Here is a 21,116-nt window from a genome sequence, read left to right as displayed (position 1 = left end):
TCTATTGGATTATTTTTAACGAAGATTGTGTAAAGAATATTGTATTGAGCTATCATCCATAATTTCCTTGTCTAATGAATGCAATGGCTCAATCTATATGTTATGATTTTCACCATGGCATTCTGTCTTATGCCCGAATACACCGAGAGTGACTGTTTGGCGACCGTTCTCTCGGTGTTTTTTTTAGAACCTATGAAGATATTAACGCATAGCAATTCATGATTCAACATTTTACTCGATTTTTTTTCGACAAAAGTGTATTTTAATGAGATTAACCTAAATTTACACTAAAGATTACTATGACAGCACGCGGATCAATTACAGTTTCCTGGGAAGATGTGAAACAGGATGTGGCTAGACTAAACCCATCTTTACATCAAATTATTGAAAATGATATTAACTTAGTTCCATCGGAATTAACTATCCTAAGCTATAATTATGGCAGCCAGATAGGTGATGAATCGTATTTTTATTTCCCCGATTTAAAAAAATCTCCAACAATGCCATTCTGCATGGTCTATGAAAACAATTTTGAAATGTATATGGAGTTTAATGAACGAACATCACCATGGAAAATATATAAACCAGGGCAAATTTTCCCATATACTAAATTTTTAAAAAATAATTACCTATATGAGCCATCTGACATACTTAAAATGACAGCAGGTCTAAGGAATTCCTTTTTATTAATGAATAAATTCAGCGATAAAAAGAGACATTCATGGTTACAAAAAAAATATAATCTAACATGCTCCGTTCCCAATAATTTCGATGAACAATTTTTTGTTTTAAAACAAATCAGTGATCATATTAATCCTTCATGGAAAGCTAAATTACTTTCATTTCCTAAAACATGGGAAGAAAAAGCGTATAAATCACCTATGTTTGTAGATTATTTAAATTCTGTTGCCAATAATGATCATATTTTTAAGAGAAATATTTTATTGTATGACTATCTTCTAAATACCATTAATTTGGATAATAAAATAACTAATAATGGATTTATTAAGGAAGTAATTCGATATTTATTTTTCGTAGCCTGTGGAGATCAACCCGCTTATTTACCAACATCTAATGAATCAAACGCACCAATAAGCCTCTTTAGAGAAGCATATATTGACATTTTTAAATCTGAAACGATTCCCATTTTTATGACGCCACATAAATTGTCACCTTTTGAGTCAAATGAAACAGTGTATTATTCTCTTAATAAAGAAGATTTTTTATTCAAACCAAATCAAATCTCTAACTTAAATAAATTGTCTTCTGAAATTAAATCAGCTTTTGAAAATACTTGTGAAAAGATCTACTCTTCCAAAGTTGCAGTAAATACAATACTCCATAAATGCGCTGATAATTTAAATATTAATTTAATTCATCGTTGGAATATCAACTCTTCATCTGAAAACAATCAAGAAGAACTATTCTTTAATAAAGACAATTATCTCATGGACGAAATATCAAAATATAAAAACCTGGAATTTCCATTGAATTCATTATTTTTATCAGGGTGTTTTTCCATATCATATAAAAAAAATTATAAAGTATTAAATAAATGACCATTGGAAAGGAAATATGATTCTAATTTTAAAATGCCGTCAAAAATTGCCGTCAAATTACACTTGGATATCTTTTTTTTATCTAAAAATTTAATAAAGTCGGATGATAAAAATAGTTTTTGTTCACGTCTAATTTTATCCGAAACAATTTTAAGTCTTGTTTGTTTGTAACTAAAAGAATCTAATTCATTTAATATATAGGTAATTTTATGAGTATGATTTTTCTTATACTCTAAATAAATAACAATATCGTGTGCTATCTTTTCTAAGAATGGGGTCGCTGATTGTATCGGGATTGATGCCATGCTCTGTAGATTTTTTTCTAAATAATCTATAAGAGTAGGATACATTTTATTTGCTAGATCCCTGATAATATAGATATTTTTTGAACTATGCACGATAGGGATTTCACTTTTGATTGATTGATGATTTTTTTGAAAATATAAAAGCACATCTTTCTTTTTTTGATCTATGTAGTGCGCTTTTAATTGAACAAAAATTGCTTCTGGAACAGCAGCTTTTAGTGTCAACCAATTTCGTTTTTTAAAGTGAATTTTCCTTAATTTACAGATTAAATTATTGTCACATAAGTGTAACTTTTCTAATGTGGCTCTAATGTTCACCATAGCAATGGTTTTATCAAAACCATGGGTAGAGGGAAAATATGAAATTGCAACTTCATCATCCCCATCTAATACACCTGATAGATAATCTTCAAAAACCTTCCCAGATCCTAACATCCCATAATTACGAAGCTCATATGCCCGAAGAGCCCCCAGAGAAGATAATCCGATTACTTTTATTCCTTGCTCTAATGCCCACAAAATCTCTTTATGAGTAACACTAGCTTGTTGTTCAAACACACCATCTACAATAACTATTATTTCTATGCTTGGGTGTTTGAGTAAAACTCCGATTATATCCCCTCTTCTAATCGCTGGTAACAATAAATCGCTATCCTGAATATATTCTGATAATTCATCATGAGAAATTGTTGAGTCAACAAATATAGCTCTTTTTTTATTATTCATTATTTATTAGGAAAGTTTTTAAAATACATATATCTTCGTTACAGTAAGAGTATACAGCTAAGTCGTTATTGTTGTGATTTAGAAGTTTAACAATTTGATCGAATTGTTGTACCAGAGAAAGGTTCGAGGAATTAAGATTTTCGAAATAGATTTTTTCTGGAATTTGAGTCAATGTCTTTAATTTTAAAAAATTATAACAAGATTGATCCAAATCATCTCTTGCGCCAGATATAATACCAACTTTTGATTGAATTGCCTCAATATAGGCTTTCATAACCGCCTCATGCTTTGAAAAATGACAGCTATAACCAGCTACTACAGACTGATTATTTAGAGGATTACTATTTAAAATATTACTTTCAATCACAGGCAAATTAAAAATATTCTCATAAAAATAAAACGAGGCACTTATTTTATTCATATCTGTAAATCTGAATATGTCGCATTCAACGTGCTCTAGCTGTTTTTTTTTGGATAACTTGGTTGAATTTCTTTCTATTAATTCTAAAAAACTATAAATTAATGCTTCTTTATAATTTGACCCCGACGCAATACCATCGGAATTTTGTCCAAATATTTTAGAAAGAAGTAAATTACTATCAAGAGATAACGCTATATGTGGTATGTATATTTCTTTATTTGATATTAGGGTTCTTCCAAGGCACCAATCAAGACTTTGCTTACTTAATACTGTGGCGCCATAGTCTTGTTTATTTAAATTAACAAATAAATCATGATTATTAGCCAAATCTTCCTGTGAAACATTAATTATTTCTGGTTTAACTTCTTCTGCAAAATAAGTCTCTATAGATTCCATCAATGCTGCACACTGGGCCTCATCTTTATGTATTGATTTGCCCATGCTGACGGTTATTGATTTTGCATTCGGACGAATAGCAGAAAATATTTTTAGATCGGATGTATCATCTAAATAACTTAAATCAGCAAGCCTTGAAATTCCAGCTTGCTTTATATATTTTGAAAGCAGGGATAAAGTATCACCAGCAGATCTAAACCTCAAACTCATGATAAAATCATCCACCAGAAATTGCAGATAAAATATTCAAGGAGTCCTTATCTGTTAATTTAATGTAATTCAGTGTGTCTATTTTTATGCCATTTAAATAAAGTAATATATAATCTTTTGGCAAATCATCTTCGAATAAATACTTATATTTAGTTTTTAAAACATCACTTAGAAGTTCTTTCCAATATATTTTATCATTTACGATAAAACTATTGCTCAGATGATTTAACGCTCCAGGAAAGCTAACAGAAACTTCCATTTTAAATTAGGCCGATGGAATTCAAGGAAATAGGATTTTCAAATATATCATAAACTTCCTGAATATCTGTTTCAAAAAGATTAATATCCTGTTCAGATAAGGATACATTAAATTCTTGTTTATCATCCATTTTGCACCATATAGAACGAATTAATCATATTTTATTATATCATTGTTTTCTAAAGAGAAAAAATCATCTATTAAATCACTGTAAACGGAACTATATCCAACGAATGAAGCTGCAGTATTACTTGCTGATTTTGGAGTGTCATAATAACCACCAATATGAACTCGAAAATCAAAATTGTATTGTCCTTTAAGTTTTGGTAGGGATATTTGTGATACTTTGCCTTTTTTAAGAGGTATGTATCCACAAAAATCATATACCTCATTATTATTAAGCTTAATCGTCATATCTTTATCTAGCTCAAGGAGTACCATAGCGGTCTCCAGAGAAATCCCTGCCCTTCTTCTATGAATCAGATTTATAGCACCACCTGCTTGGCGAATATTAGTTTCTAGGAAAATGGGCTCTTGGTAATCATCTAGAAAAAATTCTGTATGCATAACACCATTTTTGTACTCTAGTAATTGCTGAACTTTAATGGATTCTTGCTCTATTTTTTTTTCAAGAGACAAATCAACTATAGGGAAACTGGCAATTATTTTCCCGTTTAGAAACATATGATTAGGATAAGAATATCTCCGTGCCTGAATATACTTAACTACGCCATTTTTTACTATCAATTCACAATGAAACAAGGGTTCAGGATAGAATTTTTGCAAAATAAACTTTATTTTAGAGTCAAAGCAAGTACTCTTCCAAACTATAAAGTCATTTTTACTTTTAATATGATAACCGCCCTCTGCACCAGCAAGATTGTCTGGTTTGATGAAATACTCACTGTAACCTATTGAATCAATAATATCTTCATACGCAAGATCTTCATGATAATCCAATGTTTTTGGAACCATCATATAAGGACTTAATAGTCTGTACATCTCTGATTTGACTTTATATTTCTCTATTGTTGGATAATTAATCCCAGGAATATTATATTTTGTTCTGAGCTTAGCTGCTTCAATTAGAAAATTATCATTAAAACAAACAATAGCATCAACCCTATTATTTTCTATGATTTTCGCTATTTCATCTATACACAAAGAATTATAATAAACACTGTTCTCTTTTCCGACTGTCTCTGTGCCCTCAAAATAAGCCAATGTTGGTTCAATATCGTTGGTTTTTAACAATTCAAAATCAACCAACTTATATGTAAAGGGCATACCAATTAATAAAGGGAATAATTTTTGCATTTAAGTAACCCTGTATTTAAATATAGAATTATATGCTAATGAGATTACTATCAAACCCATCATCGTGTTGATAAGCATTGCATCTAAAGATAAGTTAGTTAACTGAGAGCAAATGTATACCGAAAGATAGATTAATGAAGGACACAAACCATTAAGCACAATTACATTAAAGCTAGCTAAGCGCGTGCCTTGAAAATTATTGTAACCCGAAAGTTGTGCTACCTGACGCATAAAAAACATACTCATGTATTCTATATATGCAAAAACTCCAAACATAGTTATTAGTAAAATACTCACATGCTGCTCACTAATTAAAGAATAATAAAAAATCAAAAAAACCAATGGTACTAAGTAATTTATATAAGAAATTTGTTGATATAATTTAATCCGGGAATATTCAGTACGGCTCTTTACTAGTGACCAGGCCATTATGGCGCCTAAAATTAAAGAAACAAAAGGTTCAGAGGAATATGCAAAATTAAATAAATCAATACTGCTATGCAGATTGTGTAAGAAATAAGTTAATACCGAACCGGTAAACACTGCTAAAATAAGCCCATAACCCAATGAAATATTAATTATCAGTTTAAGGTCATTCGTGTGTAATGATTTTTTAAAATTATTATATATTATGCCTATGAATACAATTGTCAGCATTGGAGCTAGAACCCCAATAGACATAACAAATAAAGATAAACAACCAGAAAATATTAATGCTATAGTGATCAATATAATATAAGAAAATGCCCCTAATCTCCCAAATTTTAAGACTATCTTTAAACAGTCCCTCCAATATCCACGAATAATCAGTAAGTAAATAACAAATATGACTTCTAAATAAACACAATATTTACTATAAACTGTTAACTCGTTATTTTCATAAAACCATCCAAAAATAAATATTGAAATGATTCCAACTAGGTTCAAACTAAAACCGAAGTAATTATTAGCCTGGGTCACACTGATTCTTTGATTTTTTGTATATGTATTTAACTCAGCTCTGATTAAAAGCTGAAAAAATGAGATAATGAAATAATGAGCCCCACTCCAAAAATAAAGCTGGAGCTTATCAGCCGGATTTAAGACGAAGTAACTACTAATAACAAAAATAATACTAAGGATTGATGCAATAAAACGATACCAGTGAATAAACAAATGTTCTCTGTTTTTAAAATAATTCTTATTTAAGAAGTCCATGAAAAATGATAAAAAAATACTGGTAAATGCAATTAGAATTGTAATTTGTGAAAAAAATAAAATGAGCCTACTACTTTCATGCAACACTTGAGCATAGGCATTAAGCTCTACACCAAGTGCTCGGATAGGAAAATATACTGGTAAAATAAAAAAATAAATTAAACCAATATTCTCCGAAACTCCCCTGATAAATCTTCCTAACATTTTGTTAATCACATCCGTTCCCTTTTAACAACTTTACAAATACAAATGCTGAGGTTGATGACATAAAATGCTTTTGAGACTACAATGAGCAGATGTTGGTCTTAAAGTACCTAAAGTTTCAGTTCATGCTCTAGATTCAATAAATTTTTTCGTTATTTTTATAGTCATATATGCCATCAGAACGCTATTGTAGACAAATTAATCTTCTTGGGGAAGAAAACCAGCTTAAATTAGCTGAGGCTTCTGTGTTAGTAATTGGAGCCGGAGGAATCGGCTCCCCAGCTCTTATGTACTTGGTGGCTGGTGGCATTGGGAAAGTAGGTTTTATTGACTATGATTTTGTGACTCTGTCTAATTTACATAGACAAATTCTTTATACCGAACATGATATTGGGAGCACCAAATCATCTATTGCTTACCAAAAACTAAGCTCCATAAACTCAGAAACAAATTTAATTGAATACAATTCAAAATTAAATATTGAAATTGCAAATAGTATTATTCCTCAATACGATTTAATTATTGATGGTTCCGATAATTTTAAAACTCGTTATTTAGTTAATGATATTTGCTGTCAATTGAATAAACCATTCATTAGCTCAAGTATTTTTCAAAATAAAATACAAATCATTTTTTTTGATATTAAACAAGGATGTTATAGATGTATATTTCCTGAACCACCACCACCTTTTTTAATGAACAACTGCTCTGATGCTGGCGTTCTAGGTCCAACAACAGGTATAGCTGGATCGATGACCGCATCATTAGCCATTAAATATTTTGTAAATCCAAACGCCACCCCAGTTCAAAAAATAATTACTTTTGATAGTGATACCTTAAAGACAGAACAGTTACCATTTTCACAAATAGATCGCTGTTCAGGCTGCCATCATAAATCGATTTCTTGGCCAACTCAAAATTTTAGTGTGGAACTTCAAAAAATTGATTTATCAAATTATAAAGTCATTGATATTAGAGAAGTTAATGAAGATCGTAAGGTCAAGTTAACTAGTGATGAACTTCATATTCCTTTCAGCCAGATGATTGAGCTATCTAATAAAATTCCACAGGATAAATTGCTTGTTTATTGTCAAAGTGGCGTTAGAAGTGATTATGCAGTGCATTTTCTGCGCAAAAACGGGTTTCATGCGTTTTCACTTGACCAGGGAGTATCTACTTTGAAAATCAATACTGATGGATTTGCTTATTTATAAATATTTTTAATTTTCAATATCAAGATAATCATAAATCCTTTCAATACTTTCAAATTCCATCAAAACTCTTATTCGACCAGTCTTTAATGCATTAATTCTTACATTTTTGTTGTATAGGTTTAAAAATTTTTCGGATAAGATCTTCATGTCATCACTTGAAACCAGAGGCCTATTATTTATTTTTGTAACCTGAGGCTCAAGTAAATCCAGATATTTCTTCTCCTTAATAAACTTTTCTGTTTCTCGAACAGAGAGTTTTTTGTCTATAACATATTGAATTACAATATTTTGAAATTTATGATCTAAAATAATTGCTGCTCTAATATGGCCATAATCCACATCCCCATTTTCCCAAAACAATTTACATTCAGGGCTTAATAATGATGCAACACGAATTAAATTGGCAACAGTAGATCTCGGCTTACCGATTATTTTGGATACTTGATCAACACTTAAAAAATGCTCATCCTTAAGCTTTAATAAAGATTCAGATTCTTCAAGTAAAGTTAGCTGTTCTCGTTGAATGTTTTCAATTAATGCAATGGCAAAAGCTTCTCTCTCATTAACATTTTTTATTAGACAGGGAATTACAGTTAAACCAATTTCTAAAGCTGAAAGATATCTTCTCTCACCAGCTATCAGCTCATACTTTTCATCATCCATTTCTCTAACAATAATAGGTTGTAAGACGCCTTGTTCTTTAATAGACTCTACTAAGTCTTGAAGAGACTCTTTTGAAATTTTCCCATGTTTGCGAGGTTGATATTTACCAAGAACAATTTTTGCAAGCGAAATATTTTTCATTATATTTCCACTTTGCTTTTCATGGTTTAAGTTTAATAAATCAACTTCAATTGCATTAATACCCTTGCCTAAGATATTCATAAAATTGCCTTTTATTTGCTTGCAAAAAAAAACTTAAAAACCCCTATAATCCTCTGCCATCATGGGCTATAGAAGACTTGTCCCGTACGGGACTATTATTCTTCGCTTGCTATATCCTTAAGAAACTTTCGGTCCGCATACATCCATTGGCTTAAAGCCATCCGAATAATTGCGGGTTTAATATGTACTTCCAACATTTTTCTAGAATTTTTTATGTTAAGCTCTAAATCTATTAATTTCTCTATGTTATGCATATCAATATTTGCTTGAACAGGATTAGAACCAATGTTTTTCATCATGGCTCCTAATTTAATTTGAGTCAGTAAATTAATAAGAACATAATCATCGGATGAATTATTCCAATTAATATCATCTACTGATGAACTTTTAAAAAAGTGTTCTAAAGCCTCATTTACTAATTGAGATTGCTTCCCTCTTCCCGAATATTCTTTCTTGGCTTTTTCTTGAATAGATGTCCATAATTTTTCTGGGACGCGAAGAGTAATTTTTTTTTGTTTTTTTAAACAACTCTTTTGTTCTTTAGGTCTTTCTAGAAACATTATTTTTCCTCAGTACTTTTTCCCAATAAAAATTCTTCCAATGATTTTAAAAGAGATACCATATCATCAACTGTCTTAACTTCTGAAATAGTCGAATAATCCTTCAATTCGGGTATGCAGCTTAGAAGCTTATTACCTGCTTTAACACAATTGTCGATTGTTTTAATTTGCATTGAAGCAACGGATCTTTTGCGGCCATCAGTTCCTCTTGGAATGGGTTTTTTCATTTGAACAGGTAATTCAATATTTTTTTCTAACAACTTATAAATAAATAATTCCTGGCGATCTTGTCGATTATATGACGCCACTTTAATGAGATTATTGGCTGATAAATGCCCCGACTCCAACGCTGAGTATATTGATGAATGATACTTATCTGGATATAAAATTAATTTAATTAAGGTGGAAGCTAAATCTTTCTGAATTTTTAATCTAGTTGAAAGGTCTCTAACTGTTATCTTTGGATTTTCTTTAATTTCTTCAGAGGCAAGTTTAAAGTTACCTAGAACACTAATATTAGTCCTCAAACTATTTTCAGTAATTTGACGACCAATCTTATCTCTTCTGCTCAAATTATGAAGGCCTTCATTGCGAATTGCCTTAATATAGGGAATGCGACCAAGAATACAAGCCAAACGTCTTAAGTGACCCTCAAGCACAACTAATGTATTATTTTCAGAGTCTGATTCAATTTCGATCGGCTGTATTTGTCCAGTCTCCCTAATGCTTTTTGCAAGATTAACCAAAAAGTCAAATTCTTTTTTTTGAGTGATATTGGGAGAGTTAAGAAGCTCTTCAAATTGAGGAAATATAATAGATTCAATCAATTTGCCATCAACTTCTTCTTCATTAATTTTTACTAAACAATTCAAGTTCATATTAGATTCAAAAATATCCTCCATATCGATACCAACATGTTTTACCAACCAGGCATCATCAATCACCCAGTCTGGACGAGGATTATGAGCGCTAGGTTTTAAAGCTTTAGGCCTAACTTTATAATAGCCTTCGTCATTTCCATCATTAAAACTTACTTGTTTAGAAACATTTCCAAAATTTAATGACCTAGTAACATCACCATTTGATGAACTTGGTTTTTTTATTATTGTTTCTGTGCGTTCTATTGTACTGTTCTCAAAAATCATACTCATGCCATTTCCTCCAGCTCTTCTGTTACTAATCCTTTGGTTGCAATAAGATCTTCGAATCCTATTTTTTCAAAAATATAATTACATGCTTTAATCGCATCAATTCTTAATGTTGAACTCTTCTTTAGTCCATTAAAAGGCATAGCTAAATCAGCTCCTTTCGTATCTACTTTTGACATATCTCCAGAATCTCTTAATTCACATGGAATTAAATAAGGCTTGATATAAACACTCTCTTCTAATTTACTACGCTGGTCGTCTTGCCCTGTCCTTTTATTCCAGGCCTTTTGATTGGCTAGAAACCCAATAAGTTTACTAGCTTGAGATCTAGGTTTTGCATCATTTTGTTCATGAAAACAATGCAGCATTGCATTCAAACCCTCACAACTTTTCTCTTGTAGTTGAAACGGCATAACAGTATGAGTTGCAGCACGCATTAGACCAACAGACGTTATTGATATGGCCGGAGCGCAATCTGCAATAATCAAATCAAATCCAGCTTGATACATACGTTCAGGATCAAAAAATTTTCTTGGGATATCATATAAATCATCATATGATAAATTGCTATCAAATTGTTTTTCTTCAATTTTTTTCAAGATTTCATTATGGGCTGGTATAATTTTTAAGTTTTCATATTCATAGGCAGGATAAGCAGCAATAGGCTGATCTTTCATATATAAAGATGCTAGGCTAGAAATACCATCCCAATTAGGATGCAATTCAGGATCATATTCAGGATGAATTGGTGGAAAATATTTTGCAGGTAATTCTAGTCTATTATCTTTAACAATTCGTTTACTTAGGTTTGCTTGCCCATCACCATCTACAGCTAATACTCGCAACCCTAATATGGTAACTGCATAACTAATTAATAGTTGCGCTAACACAGTTTTTCCAACCCCACCTTTATTATTTGCAATAACAACAATTTTTGCTTTGTTATTCTCTATTGCCATATTAACTCCCCTAAATATTAAGATTTGTACTAACTACATTACATCAAAAAATATAAATAATAAAGCATAATTGCACTACCGTAGTGCTTATGAGTGTATTTCTTTTTTAGTGTCGGGAAAATAGAGATTATATTTTTTTGTTAATAAATTTATTCTTAAATATCAATATGTTATGTGAGTTTTGGGTGTGAAAAAATCATCTGATATTTTTTTAGATATTGATCATTTAAAATTTGTAGTGCATATTAAATCTCAATTAGAAGAGAAATATTATTCATAATAAAAAAAATATAAAATTTATAGAAGACGAAGAATGGTAAATAAATAGATAAAAGAAAAGAGGGCTTTATGGCATGGCTGCAACCAAGCCATAAAGAAAAAACATAGGATACTAATATGCATAATACTTCTGAGGGTATTCAGCTATCATATTAGTATTCCTTAAACTTTTTGTCAACGAATTGGCTAGACGCTAAGGATACTTTACGCATGCAAGAAAGTGCGTTAGTGATGGATTGCATTGATTTCATAAAGAAATCAACAGACACAAACTACAGCTCTAGACGAGCAGGAGTGGTGCGTCAGGGTAACTGGTGCGGCCATGATCCTGAGTCCCCGCGTTTTTTTCAAAAGCCACAGGAACATAAGGATCGCCCCAAAATAATTACCTGGGCGATTGATGCCTGGCGGCGTTACTATGGGCTACCCACATCCTATTTTAAAGAAATCCGTATGCGTCGCAACTCAACGCGCCAGCAGCGCTCTGAGGCACGTGAAGCTTTGGCAAGTATTGCTCAGGTCTTATTACATTACACAGAACTGGCAAGCCTTAGGGTGGGTGTACCTCATGCAAGTGAAGGATTTCGCTCCCTTACCATCGAATTTCTTGCTGATAAGGCAGGAATTGGTTTAAAGCGAGCACAACGCGCCATTAAATTACTGGTTCGTGCAGGCTATTTAAAAATGATCGAGCGTTTTGATGTCAAACTTGAAGAGGGAAAAGAGCGTTTTATTGGTCTTGCTGCGGTAAAATGCCTAACGCCCGCTTTTTTTAAAGCATGCAACATTAATCTGCAGGCTCTGTCTGCTCAACGCGCTCTAGCGCGTAAACGGCTTAATAAGAAGCGAAGCACCTTTATTGCCAATGCTCAGGAGTCTCAGGCTGCCGCACGTAACATTCTTGATTTTATAGCTCCCCAAGGGAATGCTAAAACCCATCTTGATGCGATGAAGGGCATGCTTAAGGGAGAGCAAAACACTGAAGAGCGGTTGCGCGAAAAAGAACGCAGACGAAGAGAATCCCTTCTACGTCGCCACAAATTGCGGGAATAGGGCGCTGTAACCTACTTCAATACCCTTACCTTTGTTATTAGAGAAGCCCTTCTATACCTCCAACACCACTAAAATGCCTCACAAACCCCAATTTTTATCACTATCTATAATTAGATTAAAAAAAATGTCCATCACCTGCAAAACATGTGAATTACAATGAATAAACCATCATTTTTAACAAAAGCTACTGTATATATTTTGTCATAATGAAATTTAAGTGTCTTATAGAATAGCTTTTAAGTGTCCGCTCTTACTTATAGTCCCGTTTAAACCTTCTTGAATATTATCCACAAGAAGGTTCTGTGGATAATTAATAATAAGGAATTCGCTTCGCTCATCAATCATTTCATCTTATTAAAAGGAATTGGCCTATGGCCAATAATCAAATAAAAAAACAAACAAAGCAATAATTAAAGATCGATTGCCTCATCACTCATCACTCAATCGCAATAAAAGATAACTCCGCATTTTATTAAGAACAATGACTACTCACTCGCAAGCTCGCTCCGTTCCTCATTGTTCTTAATAAAATACTCCGTTATTTTTATTTTTGCGACTGAGCGATGAATGACGAGGCACAAATCTAAATCTTTCTTTTAAACTGCTTTAAATGAATTCGCTTCGCTCATAACTATTAAATGCTCCTAAGCTCCAAAATCAAAGGCAGGTGGGCAAAATTCGAACATACCTTTATCCACATTTTTAGGGGATAACCATGTGAATAGATTGACTTAAGGCAATACCGATAAGGACTTAAGAACAAGGAGAAAGTGTACTCAATGAGAGTAATAGTTAAATGAAATAGTAATTAACTATTTCATTCGAACGCTATTTTTAAGATTAAAAGTTAAACATGACCCTTTTTTACCAAGATCCCGGCCGGGGGGCTAATTGATATAATCAATGTATCAACAGATGGTAAATACAAACAGGTGTAAAACCCAAATTAAACATATCTAATGTATCAACTATTGATAAATTCAATGGTTATCAATAAACTGCCTTCAATAATTACTATAGAGCTTTATAAACTATGGCCAATAAAAAGCGCAAAGTATCCCTGGATGACTATGTATCTTGTTATCACTATTTTGAACGTGCCATTCAAAATAATCGATTTATGACTGAAGAGACGAACAATTTGGTGAAAATAAAAGCAATCCAAGCCTTTGCTGAACTCAAAAACACAGCACATGATGAAGAAACAGTCCGCTTGTTTCAATTATGGCTTGATGAATTCGTAGATCCTCAAGCTTTTAGTCGCTGTTATCGTGCTCTGAATCAAAAAAAATATCTGGTCGAGAAAACTCTGCGTACTATCACCATCAGTGATGAAGCTTATAACGCATTAAAAGAAATCGCACATCAAAAAAATATCAGTCTCTCACAGGCGATAGTGGATGGCTGTACCGTACTGCGAGACAAAAATACTGAATCAATTAGACCATCGATAAACACGGACACATTAAAACCTAGTAACATCAATCCAAAACCAACTGGTTTGTCAATCCCAGTGATAACATCAGTTGCGCAAGGCAACACCAATGTCATTTCCTTGTTTGGTGATGAACTTGATAAGTCATCAGACGAGGAAGAGTCAGACACTGAGTTTGATTTCTTTGATTTTGAAGAAGTACGCGAATGGCCACGTAAACCTGAAGGCTATGATTTTAGAACCAATGAGTCCTATAAAAAATACCGCAAATATATTGAGCGTCTTACTATTAAAAAACCAGATGAAAAATTACTGGACACCTTTAATAAAACGATTAATTATTACCTCACCGAAGACAATTGCCAGCAGATTGGACCACAACTGCTTTTAATCCGTCAGGAACTCTTAAATCAAAAGCTCTTTTCTCAAAAATTTAATCCAGAACTCTTTGAGATCAGTAAGGGGTTTAACGTAGGGAATCTGACTATGGATGATTACGCAGATGAACTGATTTTTCTTTTAGGATACATCTTTGGCTGCACCACTGCCTCCATCACCGCAGGAAATAGACAGCCGACTGTGTTTGCAGGTCACCCAAACCATGTTCAGCTGGCCTACAAAACCTTTCATTACCTTGATGCCTTCTTGAACGATGAAGTGAAGTCCTTTGCCGCACGGTGTCATAAAAACACCAAAAGAAAAAATCGAACTACCCGTGCAAAATGGCATGGATGCCACCTGGTCGGAGTGATGCTGAACTCTATTATTGATGATGAAGAAGACTATATGTTGTTACCCCAATCAGAATATGAACAATTGTCTCAATATTCCTTTAAAAAAGTGCATGAGTATTTTGATGAAAACGAACCGCTTGGTGGTTGGTGGGATCCAAAAAAACATCCATTTAGATAACCTAAAGCCTGTAATATCATCAATAAAAGTGGGTCACTAAAAAAAGAATGACTGAACACAATTTATTCGATAGAATGACCAAGATTTAACCGTTCCAGGAAAAGCGCTCGGTTGATTGTTGTTTCAAACCAAATTAAGGAAACGTGGTAATGAGTAACATTCTGAATATTAAAAATCAATTTCCCCCCTCAATAAGCAACCTTAAGACCTTATTTTCACGGTTTTTATACGCTGCTTCAAAAACCGCAGATACACCTCAATCCAATACGTAAAAAAGGTACTGGTAATTAACTCAATAATTAAGAGGTTATCCGTTACCCTGCTTATCGTAATCTTACTCTGATAATCAGGTGACACCATTTCGATTTAAAAAAAATGGATGACCCATTCGTTGTAAGGAAGAATCATGTCGTATCAAAAAGTGGAACTTGAGTTGGCTTCTGATATCCATCAATCAGAAGACATGGAGCAGGACACTCTCGCTCAGAAAACAAAAAAAGATAAAGAACGTTTTGAGAAGATTGTAACGACTCAAAATAAAATACAGAAAATCAAGGTAGATCTGAATCAACTGATTCAAGCGATGAACCAAAATCCAAGTCTATTATCGAGGGCTGCCAATTTGTGGAATAAAATCCCTTTATGGCAAAAAATTACCGCAGGTGCAGTGCTTACCGTACCTCTTTTGTTGACTGGGCTCATGGCAAATCTTGCAGCCCTCATTACACTCAGTATTGTTACAGCAATTGTTTATACAGCAAGCAGTTTCCTTCTGGATAATCATCAGAGTCAAAATACAGACAATAGCGAACAATTAAATGCAGGAATTTCTAGTCTTGTTGAGCTGCTGGATACCATTATTTCAACTTTAGACCTCTTGCGCGAACAACTGGCCATTGAAATTGATGCATTTCAGAAAGAAAATGAACGTCTAACCGAGAGTGTTCAACAATTTTGTGAGCAAATTAAGACATTAAAGTCACAAATCAGTGAATTGAATGATACCGAAAAGGCACTGCGTGCAACTCAGATTGAACTCGAATTGACTGCCAAAACGCTTAAAGGCTCTATTGAGGAACAGTCTCAAGTTTTAGAAAACACTCAAAAGGAATTAGAGCAGGTTGTTCTGGCGTATAAAGACAATCAGAATCAGCTATCTGATAAAATTAAAGAACTTGAAGACATTAAACTAAAAATGGGTAAAGAGGTTGACCAGGCACAATCGATTACCCTCGTTCTGAGAAGTACCGTGGAGGCCTTATCAAAAACGGTCATTGCAGATGAAGAACAAAGAACTTCATTTCAATTAAGACTCAATGAGTTTCTTACCAATAAAGAAAAAAGTTTTGATCAAGTTGCGGAACGAATATGTGAGGCCGAACGCAAACTCGCAGTGGTTACGAAACAATTAGAACAAAGCAATCAAAGGTATCGCACATTGTTAGACAGGCAGGAACAACAGATTATTCGTCTGGAGCAACTGGATGCAGAACAATCCAATGAGGTGCAGGAGTTCAGTAATGAGGTTAAGCCTAGCATCAATGGGTTTTATGCAATTAAAAAAGAACCTCCATTTTTGGCAGTCTCCACCTATGGGACGCCGATGGTTGCTGCAGTATAACAGGGGCTATTCTTCTTTGAAAACGGTGTTGGAATAGGCATTGTCTTCATATTAGAATATCTGTATAGGGAAAACCCATCAATGAATGCCTTTTTCGGCAATTATTTTGAACTAAAACGAGTAAGCCAACATGGAAATAAGAACAGTAGCTTTTGAATCTGAGTTAATTATTACTTTGGAGAACAATCAAAAGGTGGTGATTACCCCTTTTAAAACCCATGAACCGGGAAATTTTAAACTGGGAATTGATGCGCCTAAACAGGTGACTGTGAACAGGCAGGAAATTTATTTAAGAAAACAGGAGCAGTTAAAGAAAGAGAATACATCAACTGACTCCTAATGGTTTTTGTCATAGCGAGATGAGTGGATTTTTATTAGCATTTATTCTGGAAATAATAAGGCTTGATGGTTTCATAAAGCAGATCGTTAAGGTGGTGTATCACTCGATGAATTAAAATATCATGGGTATCTGTGAATTGATGGGCGATTACATCACTGACTGCCTCAGTCGTTTGTTCTTCTTTGGCCAGGATTAACAGTAGATGCTCTGGTTGTGTGGAAAGAAATTCATTAATTAGCGGGCGAAGCAGTTCTTGCGTTACCTCTTTTTTGGATAAATAAATTAAACACTCGCGCTCCAGTGTATGAAACAATTTTTTATTCATGGGGTATTCCTTTGCAGCCATCCCTCAATATAGGTGATGGTTTCTTCTATAGTACTTACTGCCTGATGATAGAGTGCATCAAATAATTCACGTTGCCCAGTTTTCCAGTAGCGTTCAACATACTGACAGGCGTATTTCATACGGATGGTTCCTACATAAACCGCCCCACCTTTTATTTTATGGGCGGTTTTTTCAACCAGTGGATAATCAAGAGTCTTGAAGGCATTTTTCATGGATTCCAAATCAGTGGGAAGTTCCTGAGTCATTAAGGTTAACAATTCTTTTAACATCTCATGAGTTGCACAGTTCTTCAATGCTTCTTCACTGTTTAAGATAGGGAACTGGTTTAATTGAAACATCTCATCATCACTGTCAGGCAAGTCTTTTCTTGCTTTGGAGAGATCAACAGTTGGCGTTTCATGCCGCTCTGGTATGAACGATTTAAGAATATCTATGGCATGAGCCTGAGTTAGCGGTTTGGTTAAAACCGCGTCCATTCCTGCTTCGATGCAACGTTGTTTGCTCTCATCACCGCCATGGGCAGTGAGTGCTATAATGGGTACGTGTTTTGTTGTAGTGGTTTTATTTCGGATGTGGTGTGTTACTTCGTAGCCGTCCATTCCCTCACCTAAACCGATGTCCATGAAAATCAAGTCAAATGTGTGTTTTTTAAATAATTCAATAGAAGATAGTCCATTTGAAGCTATTTCCACCTCACAATTCATTGATTTAAGAAGAGTTTTTGCTACAGTTTGCGCAATTACATTGTCTTCCACAATAAGAACTTTTGTTTTCGGAATATTTTCACTTATTGGAGAAGGTATTATCGTTTGATGAGAAATGGGAGTCATGTAACTTACATCTGTTCTGATTTGCTGTTGATCTTCAGCTTCCTGTGTATCGCTTAAGAGTGGTTTTTGTAGAGGAACTATACAAGTAAATACTGTTCCTTTACGAGGTTCGCTATCTACGTAAATTTCCCCGTCCATTTCATCTATAAATTGCTTTACTACATAAAGTCCCAGACCAACACCTTTATATGTGCCTTGATACGAGGGAGTTAATCTTTTAAATTGTATATAAATCTCATCCTGTCTGTCCTTCGGTATACCAATTCCTGAGTCAATTATTTTTAATTGAATGATGAATTGTCGTTCTGTTTCGCGAGCTAAGGTCAAATTAATGGTAACGAACCCTGAATCAGTGAAATTAAGTGCATTACCTACGAGTTCCAAGACGATACGATGAAATCGGATTTTATCGCCAATAACGTATTGAGGTAATTGGGTGTCCAGTTCTAAATGCAGTTTTAATTGTTTCTCTTGTGATTTGGCACGATAGAGGGCTACAACATGCTCCATGGATTCATAGAGATTAAATTTTCTTTTAATGATAGGAATATCACCCGCGCTCACTCGAACTGCCTCTAATACTTCATCAAGCAATGAAAGCAGTGCATGACTGGATGCAATTAAATTATCAGCATACTCTTTAATTCGCTCTTCCCTTGACTCTGTTTTTAGTATTTCTGAAAATCCAACAATGCCAGAAAGGGGGGTTCTAATGTCGTGGCGCATATTATTTAGAAATTCCGTTTTAGCTATATTGGCGATCTCTGCACGATTTTTAGCATCCTGGAGTTCTAATTCTTGGGTTTTTCTGTCAGAAATATCAAAAGAAATGCCTAATATCCCAATTATTGCACCATCTTGAGTAAACAGGGGTATTTTACGAGTAAGTACTATAATGGGGCGTCCCTTTATAAAAATTTCTTCTTCAACTTCAATTTCTTTACCCTCTAACATGACTTTTTGATCTATGACACGAAATTGATCTGCATTTTCTTTTGGAGAGAAGTCATAATCTGTTTTTCCAATAATCTCATCAACAGAATTTAGGTTGAGATCATAAGCTTGCAAACTATTACAACCGAGATATCGGCCTTCTTTGTCCTTCCAATATACGTGACCAGGGAGACTAGTAAGTATGGTTTCAAACGAAATTTCAGAGGAATGAAATAAGGTGTGTTGTTGGCGAATAGGAACCGTACCAAATAGAGCAATTATCCGTTTATTCTCTATTATTGGTATGAATGAAAATTGCTGCATGACTAAGTTCTTATTCAAATCCCAGCTCAATAACTCTACCTGTGCTGAAATTTTTGCATTTAATATCAAATTAATATGTTCTTCCCATAATGAAAACACTTCAGGGTATGATTTGAAAAAGGGTAGAGTTTCTAATTGGGCTGAATCTTCCATGGGTGTTAGGGGAAGTCCAAAACAAACCTTTTGGAGCAAGGAGCAACTTAATATATGTTTATCCCTATCCAATAAAAATGTTTGATGCGGCATCTGAGGAATAAGGTATTTTAGTAAGTCTAGGGAAGGGAGTTGCCCCATAGATGTCCTTAAAGATATGCCTCGTCAATATTTAAATTAAGTATAGACCAGGTTACGTATATCTTTATGCCATCCGTAGACTAGCCTCAGGAAGTACTTGAATATGAGGTCTTATGCGTTCGATTGCAGTTCCAGGCATCTTTTTAAGAACACTATGAGGGTACTCATCCATAGTACTGCAAAAAATATGTTTCAAAAAAAACGTTGACGCATTACTTTGGGTTAATCCCCAGAGATGTGCTTTTAATTGCAAGTCTTTCAATTGCTCACTTAATTGCATGATCTGTGCGGTTTCAATAGAGCATAGTTGAGTATTCTCTATGAGAAGCGTTGCATAAGGGTTTTCGCGAAAGGCTGCGAGCGCGCTTCCTGAGTACTGAGGATGAGCCGCATTATTTGTAAGAACAATATGGCTTAATCCCATATGCTGTATAGCATTACGCATCCTCTGGTAATTGGGTGATTCTTGGTGTTCTGCTACACCATAGAATACCATGCATGGCAGATCATCCAGTATGAATGTGTCGCTGACCATAACAAATTCATTGAGATTTGGGTTTCCTTTGAAATGAAAGGTCATTATCTGCTGTTTTTGTGGTGTATTTATTTTCATTACCAAAACAGCATGGGCTTCGGATTGAATCATATGACGAACGATTATTTCAGTGACTGCATGACATGGTAAAACCATTCGCCCTTCATCGCCTGCGCGATGCAATAATGGAAAGATGGATTGTAATTGATTCAGTTTTGGGAGTTCAGAAAGCATTTGAAACATAAAGGAACACGATGCATTCGCAAGCGTTTTTTGAAAATAATGAGTCAGTTTCTTTGCATACCCTTGTGAGAGATTCCATTCGGATGCAACGTGCCGAACGTCAACAGACATCGGAATGTGCTCTTCATCTACTTTATGAAAATGACATAATAAGTGCGATAATACAATAAAGAGGGCATCATCGGATAGAGGAACTAAGCTATCACATTGGGAAAACAAGCCTTGCAAGGGTATGGAGGCACGTATCCAATCAGGTCTTTGATTTTTTGGGGTAGCTAGATAGCGTTCAAGTTCTACCTGGTGGGCAGTGATAATCGGGATAACTTGATGTATCCGAGAGTTTAATTGGTTTAAATCTAACGATATCTTTTCGCAATCTTGAGTTGCGAGACAGAGGATTTTATATGCCCTTATTTGACATAAAGTATCACCAACCTGCGCATCGAATCGTTTCAGATTTTGATTTTGAAACTGATTAATCGCTATTAAACTGTGCTCCATCAAGTTTTTCATGATATTTAAATAATGAATTTTTTGAGATAAGTCTTGGATTAAGATGGAGGGATCGTGAGGCAATAAAATTAAATTATCTTGCATGCAGTTTATTCCTT

The 21,116-nt window shown here is 34.0% G+C and carries 20 protein-coding genes; 7 read left to right on the top strand and 13 right to left on the bottom strand.

Features of this window, described 5'->3' with window-relative positions; translation table 11 throughout:
• The first annotated feature begins 299 nt into the window (after positions 1-299).
• Complete coding sequence (locus IZU94_RS00860; protein ID WP_203107387.1) at positions 300-1,559, top strand: hypothetical protein; 1,260 nt, start codon at positions 300-302, stop codon at positions 1,557-1,559.
• Here the strand turns inward: IZU94_RS00860 and IZU94_RS00855 are convergent.
• The 6 genes from IZU94_RS00855 to IZU94_RS00835 are packed head-to-tail and all read right to left on the bottom strand — an operon-like array spanning position 1,538 to position 6,606.
• Positions 1,538-2,590 carry a TfuA-like protein gene (locus IZU94_RS00855; RefSeq protein WP_182352989.1) on the bottom strand — a complete coding sequence of 351 codons (1,053 nt, stop codon included), beginning with the start codon at positions 2,588-2,590 and terminating at the stop codon, positions 1,538-1,540. The genes IZU94_RS00860 and IZU94_RS00855 overlap by 22 nt on opposite strands.
• Positions 2,583-3,617 (bottom strand): YcaO-like family protein, encoded by a 1,035-nt coding sequence (locus IZU94_RS00850; protein ID WP_182352990.1) that lies wholly within the window; start codon positions 3,615-3,617, stop codon positions 2,583-2,585. The genes IZU94_RS00855 and IZU94_RS00850 overlap by 8 nt, the downstream gene beginning before the upstream one ends.
• Positions 3,618-3,624: 7 nt before the next feature.
• Positions 3,625-3,876, bottom strand: a complete 252-nt coding sequence (locus IZU94_RS00845) for a MoaD/ThiS family protein (protein ID WP_028383838.1) — start codon at positions 3,874-3,876, stop codon at positions 3,625-3,627.
• A 1-nt stretch (position 3,877) separates the two neighbouring features.
• Positions 3,878-4,006, bottom strand: coding sequence for a hypothetical protein (locus IZU94_RS18280; protein WP_255541645.1), 129 nt, complete (start codon positions 4,004-4,006; stop codon positions 3,878-3,880).
• Positions 4,007-4,026: 20 nt separating this feature from the next.
• Positions 4,027-5,193 carry an ATP-grasp domain-containing protein gene (locus IZU94_RS00840; RefSeq protein WP_182352991.1) on the bottom strand — a complete coding sequence of 389 codons (1,167 nt, stop codon included), beginning with the start codon at positions 5,191-5,193 and terminating at the stop codon, positions 4,027-4,029.
• A complete protein-coding gene (locus IZU94_RS00835; RefSeq protein WP_182352992.1) occupies positions 5,194-6,606 on the bottom strand; it encodes a hypothetical protein in 1,413 nt (470 codons plus the stop codon).
• Positions 6,607-6,764: 158 nt separating this feature from the next.
• Here IZU94_RS00835 and IZU94_RS00830 point away from each other — a divergent pair, with 158 nt between their 5' ends.
• Entirely contained in the window at positions 6,765-7,808 is a 1,044-nt protein-coding gene (locus tag IZU94_RS00830) for a ThiF family adenylyltransferase (protein WP_182352993.1), read from the top strand.
• 6 nt (positions 7,809-7,814) lie between these two features.
• On the opposite strand, the gene IZU94_RS00825 is transcribed toward IZU94_RS00830, so the two are convergent.
• The 4 genes from IZU94_RS00825 to IZU94_RS00810 form a co-directional block, all read right to left on the bottom strand.
• A complete protein-coding gene (locus tag IZU94_RS00825) occupies positions 7,815-8,693 on the bottom strand; it encodes a ParB/RepB/Spo0J family partition protein (RefSeq protein ID WP_051190616.1) in 879 nt (292 codons plus the stop codon).
• Between the two features lie 95 nt (positions 8,694-8,788).
• Positions 8,789-9,253, bottom strand: coding sequence for a hypothetical protein (locus IZU94_RS00820; RefSeq protein WP_028383841.1), 465 nt, complete (start codon positions 9,251-9,253; stop codon positions 8,789-8,791).
• Positions 9,253-10,404, bottom strand: a complete 1,152-nt coding sequence (locus IZU94_RS00815; protein WP_028383842.1) for a ParB N-terminal domain-containing protein — start codon at positions 10,402-10,404, stop codon at positions 9,253-9,255. Before IZU94_RS00815 ends, IZU94_RS00820 begins: the two co-directional genes overlap by 1 nt.
• Complete coding sequence (locus IZU94_RS00810) at positions 10,401-11,360, bottom strand: ParA family protein (protein ID WP_028383843.1); 960 nt, start codon at positions 11,358-11,360, stop codon at positions 10,401-10,403. Before IZU94_RS00810 ends, IZU94_RS00815 begins: the two co-directional genes overlap by 4 nt.
• A 489-nt stretch (positions 11,361-11,849) precedes the next feature.
• Between IZU94_RS00810 and IZU94_RS00805 the strand changes: the two genes are divergently transcribed.
• From IZU94_RS00805 to IZU94_RS00790, 5 genes are all read left to right on the top strand, one after another.
• A complete protein-coding gene (locus IZU94_RS00805; RefSeq protein WP_182352951.1) occupies positions 11,850-12,692 on the top strand; it encodes a hypothetical protein in 843 nt (280 codons plus the stop codon).
• A 1,033-nt stretch (positions 12,693-13,725) separates the two neighbouring features.
• Positions 13,726-15,039, top strand: coding sequence for a DUF7168 domain-containing protein (locus IZU94_RS00800; RefSeq protein WP_203107385.1), 1,314 nt, complete (start codon positions 13,726-13,728; stop codon positions 15,037-15,039).
• A 149-nt stretch (positions 15,040-15,188) separates the two neighbouring features.
• Positions 15,189-15,311, top strand: a complete 123-nt coding sequence (locus IZU94_RS18275; RefSeq protein ID WP_255542209.1) for a hypothetical protein — start codon at positions 15,189-15,191, stop codon at positions 15,309-15,311.
• A gap of 134 nt (positions 15,312-15,445) precedes the next feature.
• A complete protein-coding gene (locus tag IZU94_RS00795; RefSeq protein ID WP_203107383.1) occupies positions 15,446-16,660 on the top strand; it encodes a LegC2/C7 family Dot/Icm T4SS effector in 1,215 nt (404 codons plus the stop codon).
• Positions 16,661-16,790: 130 nt separating this feature from the next.
• The gene (locus IZU94_RS00790) at positions 16,791-17,000 is read left to right on the top strand and encodes a carbon storage regulator (protein WP_028383846.1); all 210 of its coding nucleotides are present in this window, start codon (positions 16,791-16,793) and stop codon (positions 16,998-17,000) included.
• 34 nt (positions 17,001-17,034) lie between these two features.
• On the opposite strand, the gene IZU94_RS00785 is transcribed toward IZU94_RS00790, so the two are convergent.
• From IZU94_RS00785 to IZU94_RS00775, 3 genes are all read right to left on the bottom strand, one after another.
• Positions 17,035-17,325, bottom strand: coding sequence for a histidine kinase (locus tag IZU94_RS00785; RefSeq protein ID WP_203107381.1), 291 nt, complete (start codon positions 17,323-17,325; stop codon positions 17,035-17,037).
• Positions 17,322-19,727, bottom strand: a complete 2,406-nt coding sequence (locus IZU94_RS00780) for a response regulator (RefSeq protein WP_203107379.1) — start codon at positions 19,725-19,727, stop codon at positions 17,322-17,324. Before IZU94_RS00780 ends, IZU94_RS00785 begins: the two co-directional genes overlap by 4 nt.
• Positions 19,728-19,791: 64 nt before the next feature.
• Entirely contained in the window at positions 19,792-21,102 is a 1,311-nt protein-coding gene (locus IZU94_RS00775) for a hypothetical protein (protein WP_028383848.1), read from the bottom strand.
• Positions 21,103-21,116 lie beyond the last annotated feature (14 nt).

The sequence above is a fragment of the Legionella bononiensis genome (assembly GCF_016786215.1).
Classification (GTDB): Bacteria; Pseudomonadota; Gammaproteobacteria; order Legionellales; family Legionellaceae; genus Legionella; species Legionella bononiensis.
This window is presented reverse-complemented; position numbering and strand designations above follow the sequence as displayed.

What these genes read in the sequence shown, in the direction of transcription:
- IZU94_RS00855 (WP_182352989.1), bottom strand. Translation starts at nt 2,590, where the DNA reads ATGAATAATAAAAAAAGAGCTATATTTGTTGACTCAACAATTTCTCAT.
- IZU94_RS00790 (WP_028383846.1), top strand. Translation starts at nt 16,791, where the DNA reads ATGGAAATAAGAACAGTAGCTTTTGAATCTGAGTTAATTATTACTTTG.
- IZU94_RS00820 (WP_028383841.1), bottom strand. Translation starts at nt 9,253, where the DNA reads ATGTTTCTAGAAAGACCTAAAGAACAAAAGAGTTGTTTAAAAAAACAA.
- IZU94_RS00795 (WP_203107383.1), top strand. Translation starts at nt 15,446, where the DNA reads ATGTCGTATCAAAAAGTGGAACTTGAGTTGGCTTCTGATATCCATCAA.
- IZU94_RS18275 (WP_255542209.1), top strand. Translation starts at nt 15,189, where the DNA reads ATGAGTAACATTCTGAATATTAAAAATCAATTTCCCCCCTCAATAAGC.
- IZU94_RS00800 (WP_203107385.1), top strand. Translation starts at nt 13,726, where the DNA reads ATGGCCAATAAAAAGCGCAAAGTATCCCTGGATGACTATGTATCTTGT.
- IZU94_RS00840 (WP_182352991.1), bottom strand. Translation starts at nt 5,193, where the DNA reads ATGCAAAAATTATTCCCTTTATTAATTGGTATGCCCTTTACATATAAG.
- IZU94_RS00845 (WP_028383838.1), bottom strand. Translation starts at nt 3,876, where the DNA reads ATGGAAGTTTCTGTTAGCTTTCCTGGAGCGTTAAATCATCTGAGCAAT.
- IZU94_RS00775 (WP_028383848.1), bottom strand. Translation starts at nt 21,102, where the DNA reads ATGCAAGATAATTTAATTTTATTGCCTCACGATCCCTCCATCTTAATC.
- IZU94_RS00860 (WP_203107387.1), top strand. Translation starts at nt 300, where the DNA reads ATGACAGCACGCGGATCAATTACAGTTTCCTGGGAAGATGTGAAACAG.
- IZU94_RS00810 (WP_028383843.1), bottom strand. Translation starts at nt 11,360, where the DNA reads ATGGCAATAGAGAATAACAAAGCAAAAATTGTTGTTATTGCAAATAAT.
- IZU94_RS00785 (WP_203107381.1), bottom strand. Translation starts at nt 17,325, where the DNA reads ATGAATAAAAAATTGTTTCATACACTGGAGCGCGAGTGTTTAATTTAT.
- IZU94_RS00825 (WP_051190616.1), bottom strand. Translation starts at nt 8,693, where the DNA reads ATGAATATCTTAGGCAAGGGTATTAATGCAATTGAAGTTGATTTATTA.
- IZU94_RS00830 (WP_182352993.1), top strand. Translation starts at nt 6,765, where the DNA reads ATGCCATCAGAACGCTATTGTAGACAAATTAATCTTCTTGGGGAAGAA.
- IZU94_RS00815 (WP_028383842.1), bottom strand. Translation starts at nt 10,404, where the DNA reads ATGAGTATGATTTTTGAGAACAGTACAATAGAACGCACAGAAACAATA.
- IZU94_RS18280 (WP_255541645.1), bottom strand. Translation starts at nt 4,006, where the DNA reads ATGGATGATAAACAAGAATTTAATGTATCCTTATCTGAACAGGATATT.
- IZU94_RS00805 (WP_182352951.1), top strand. Translation starts at nt 11,850, where the DNA reads ATGCAAGAAAGTGCGTTAGTGATGGATTGCATTGATTTCATAAAGAAA.
- IZU94_RS00780 (WP_203107379.1), bottom strand. Translation starts at nt 19,727, where the DNA reads ATGGGGCAACTCCCTTCCCTAGACTTACTAAAATACCTTATTCCTCAG.
- IZU94_RS00850 (WP_182352990.1), bottom strand. Translation starts at nt 3,617, where the DNA reads ATGAGTTTGAGGTTTAGATCTGCTGGTGATACTTTATCCCTGCTTTCA.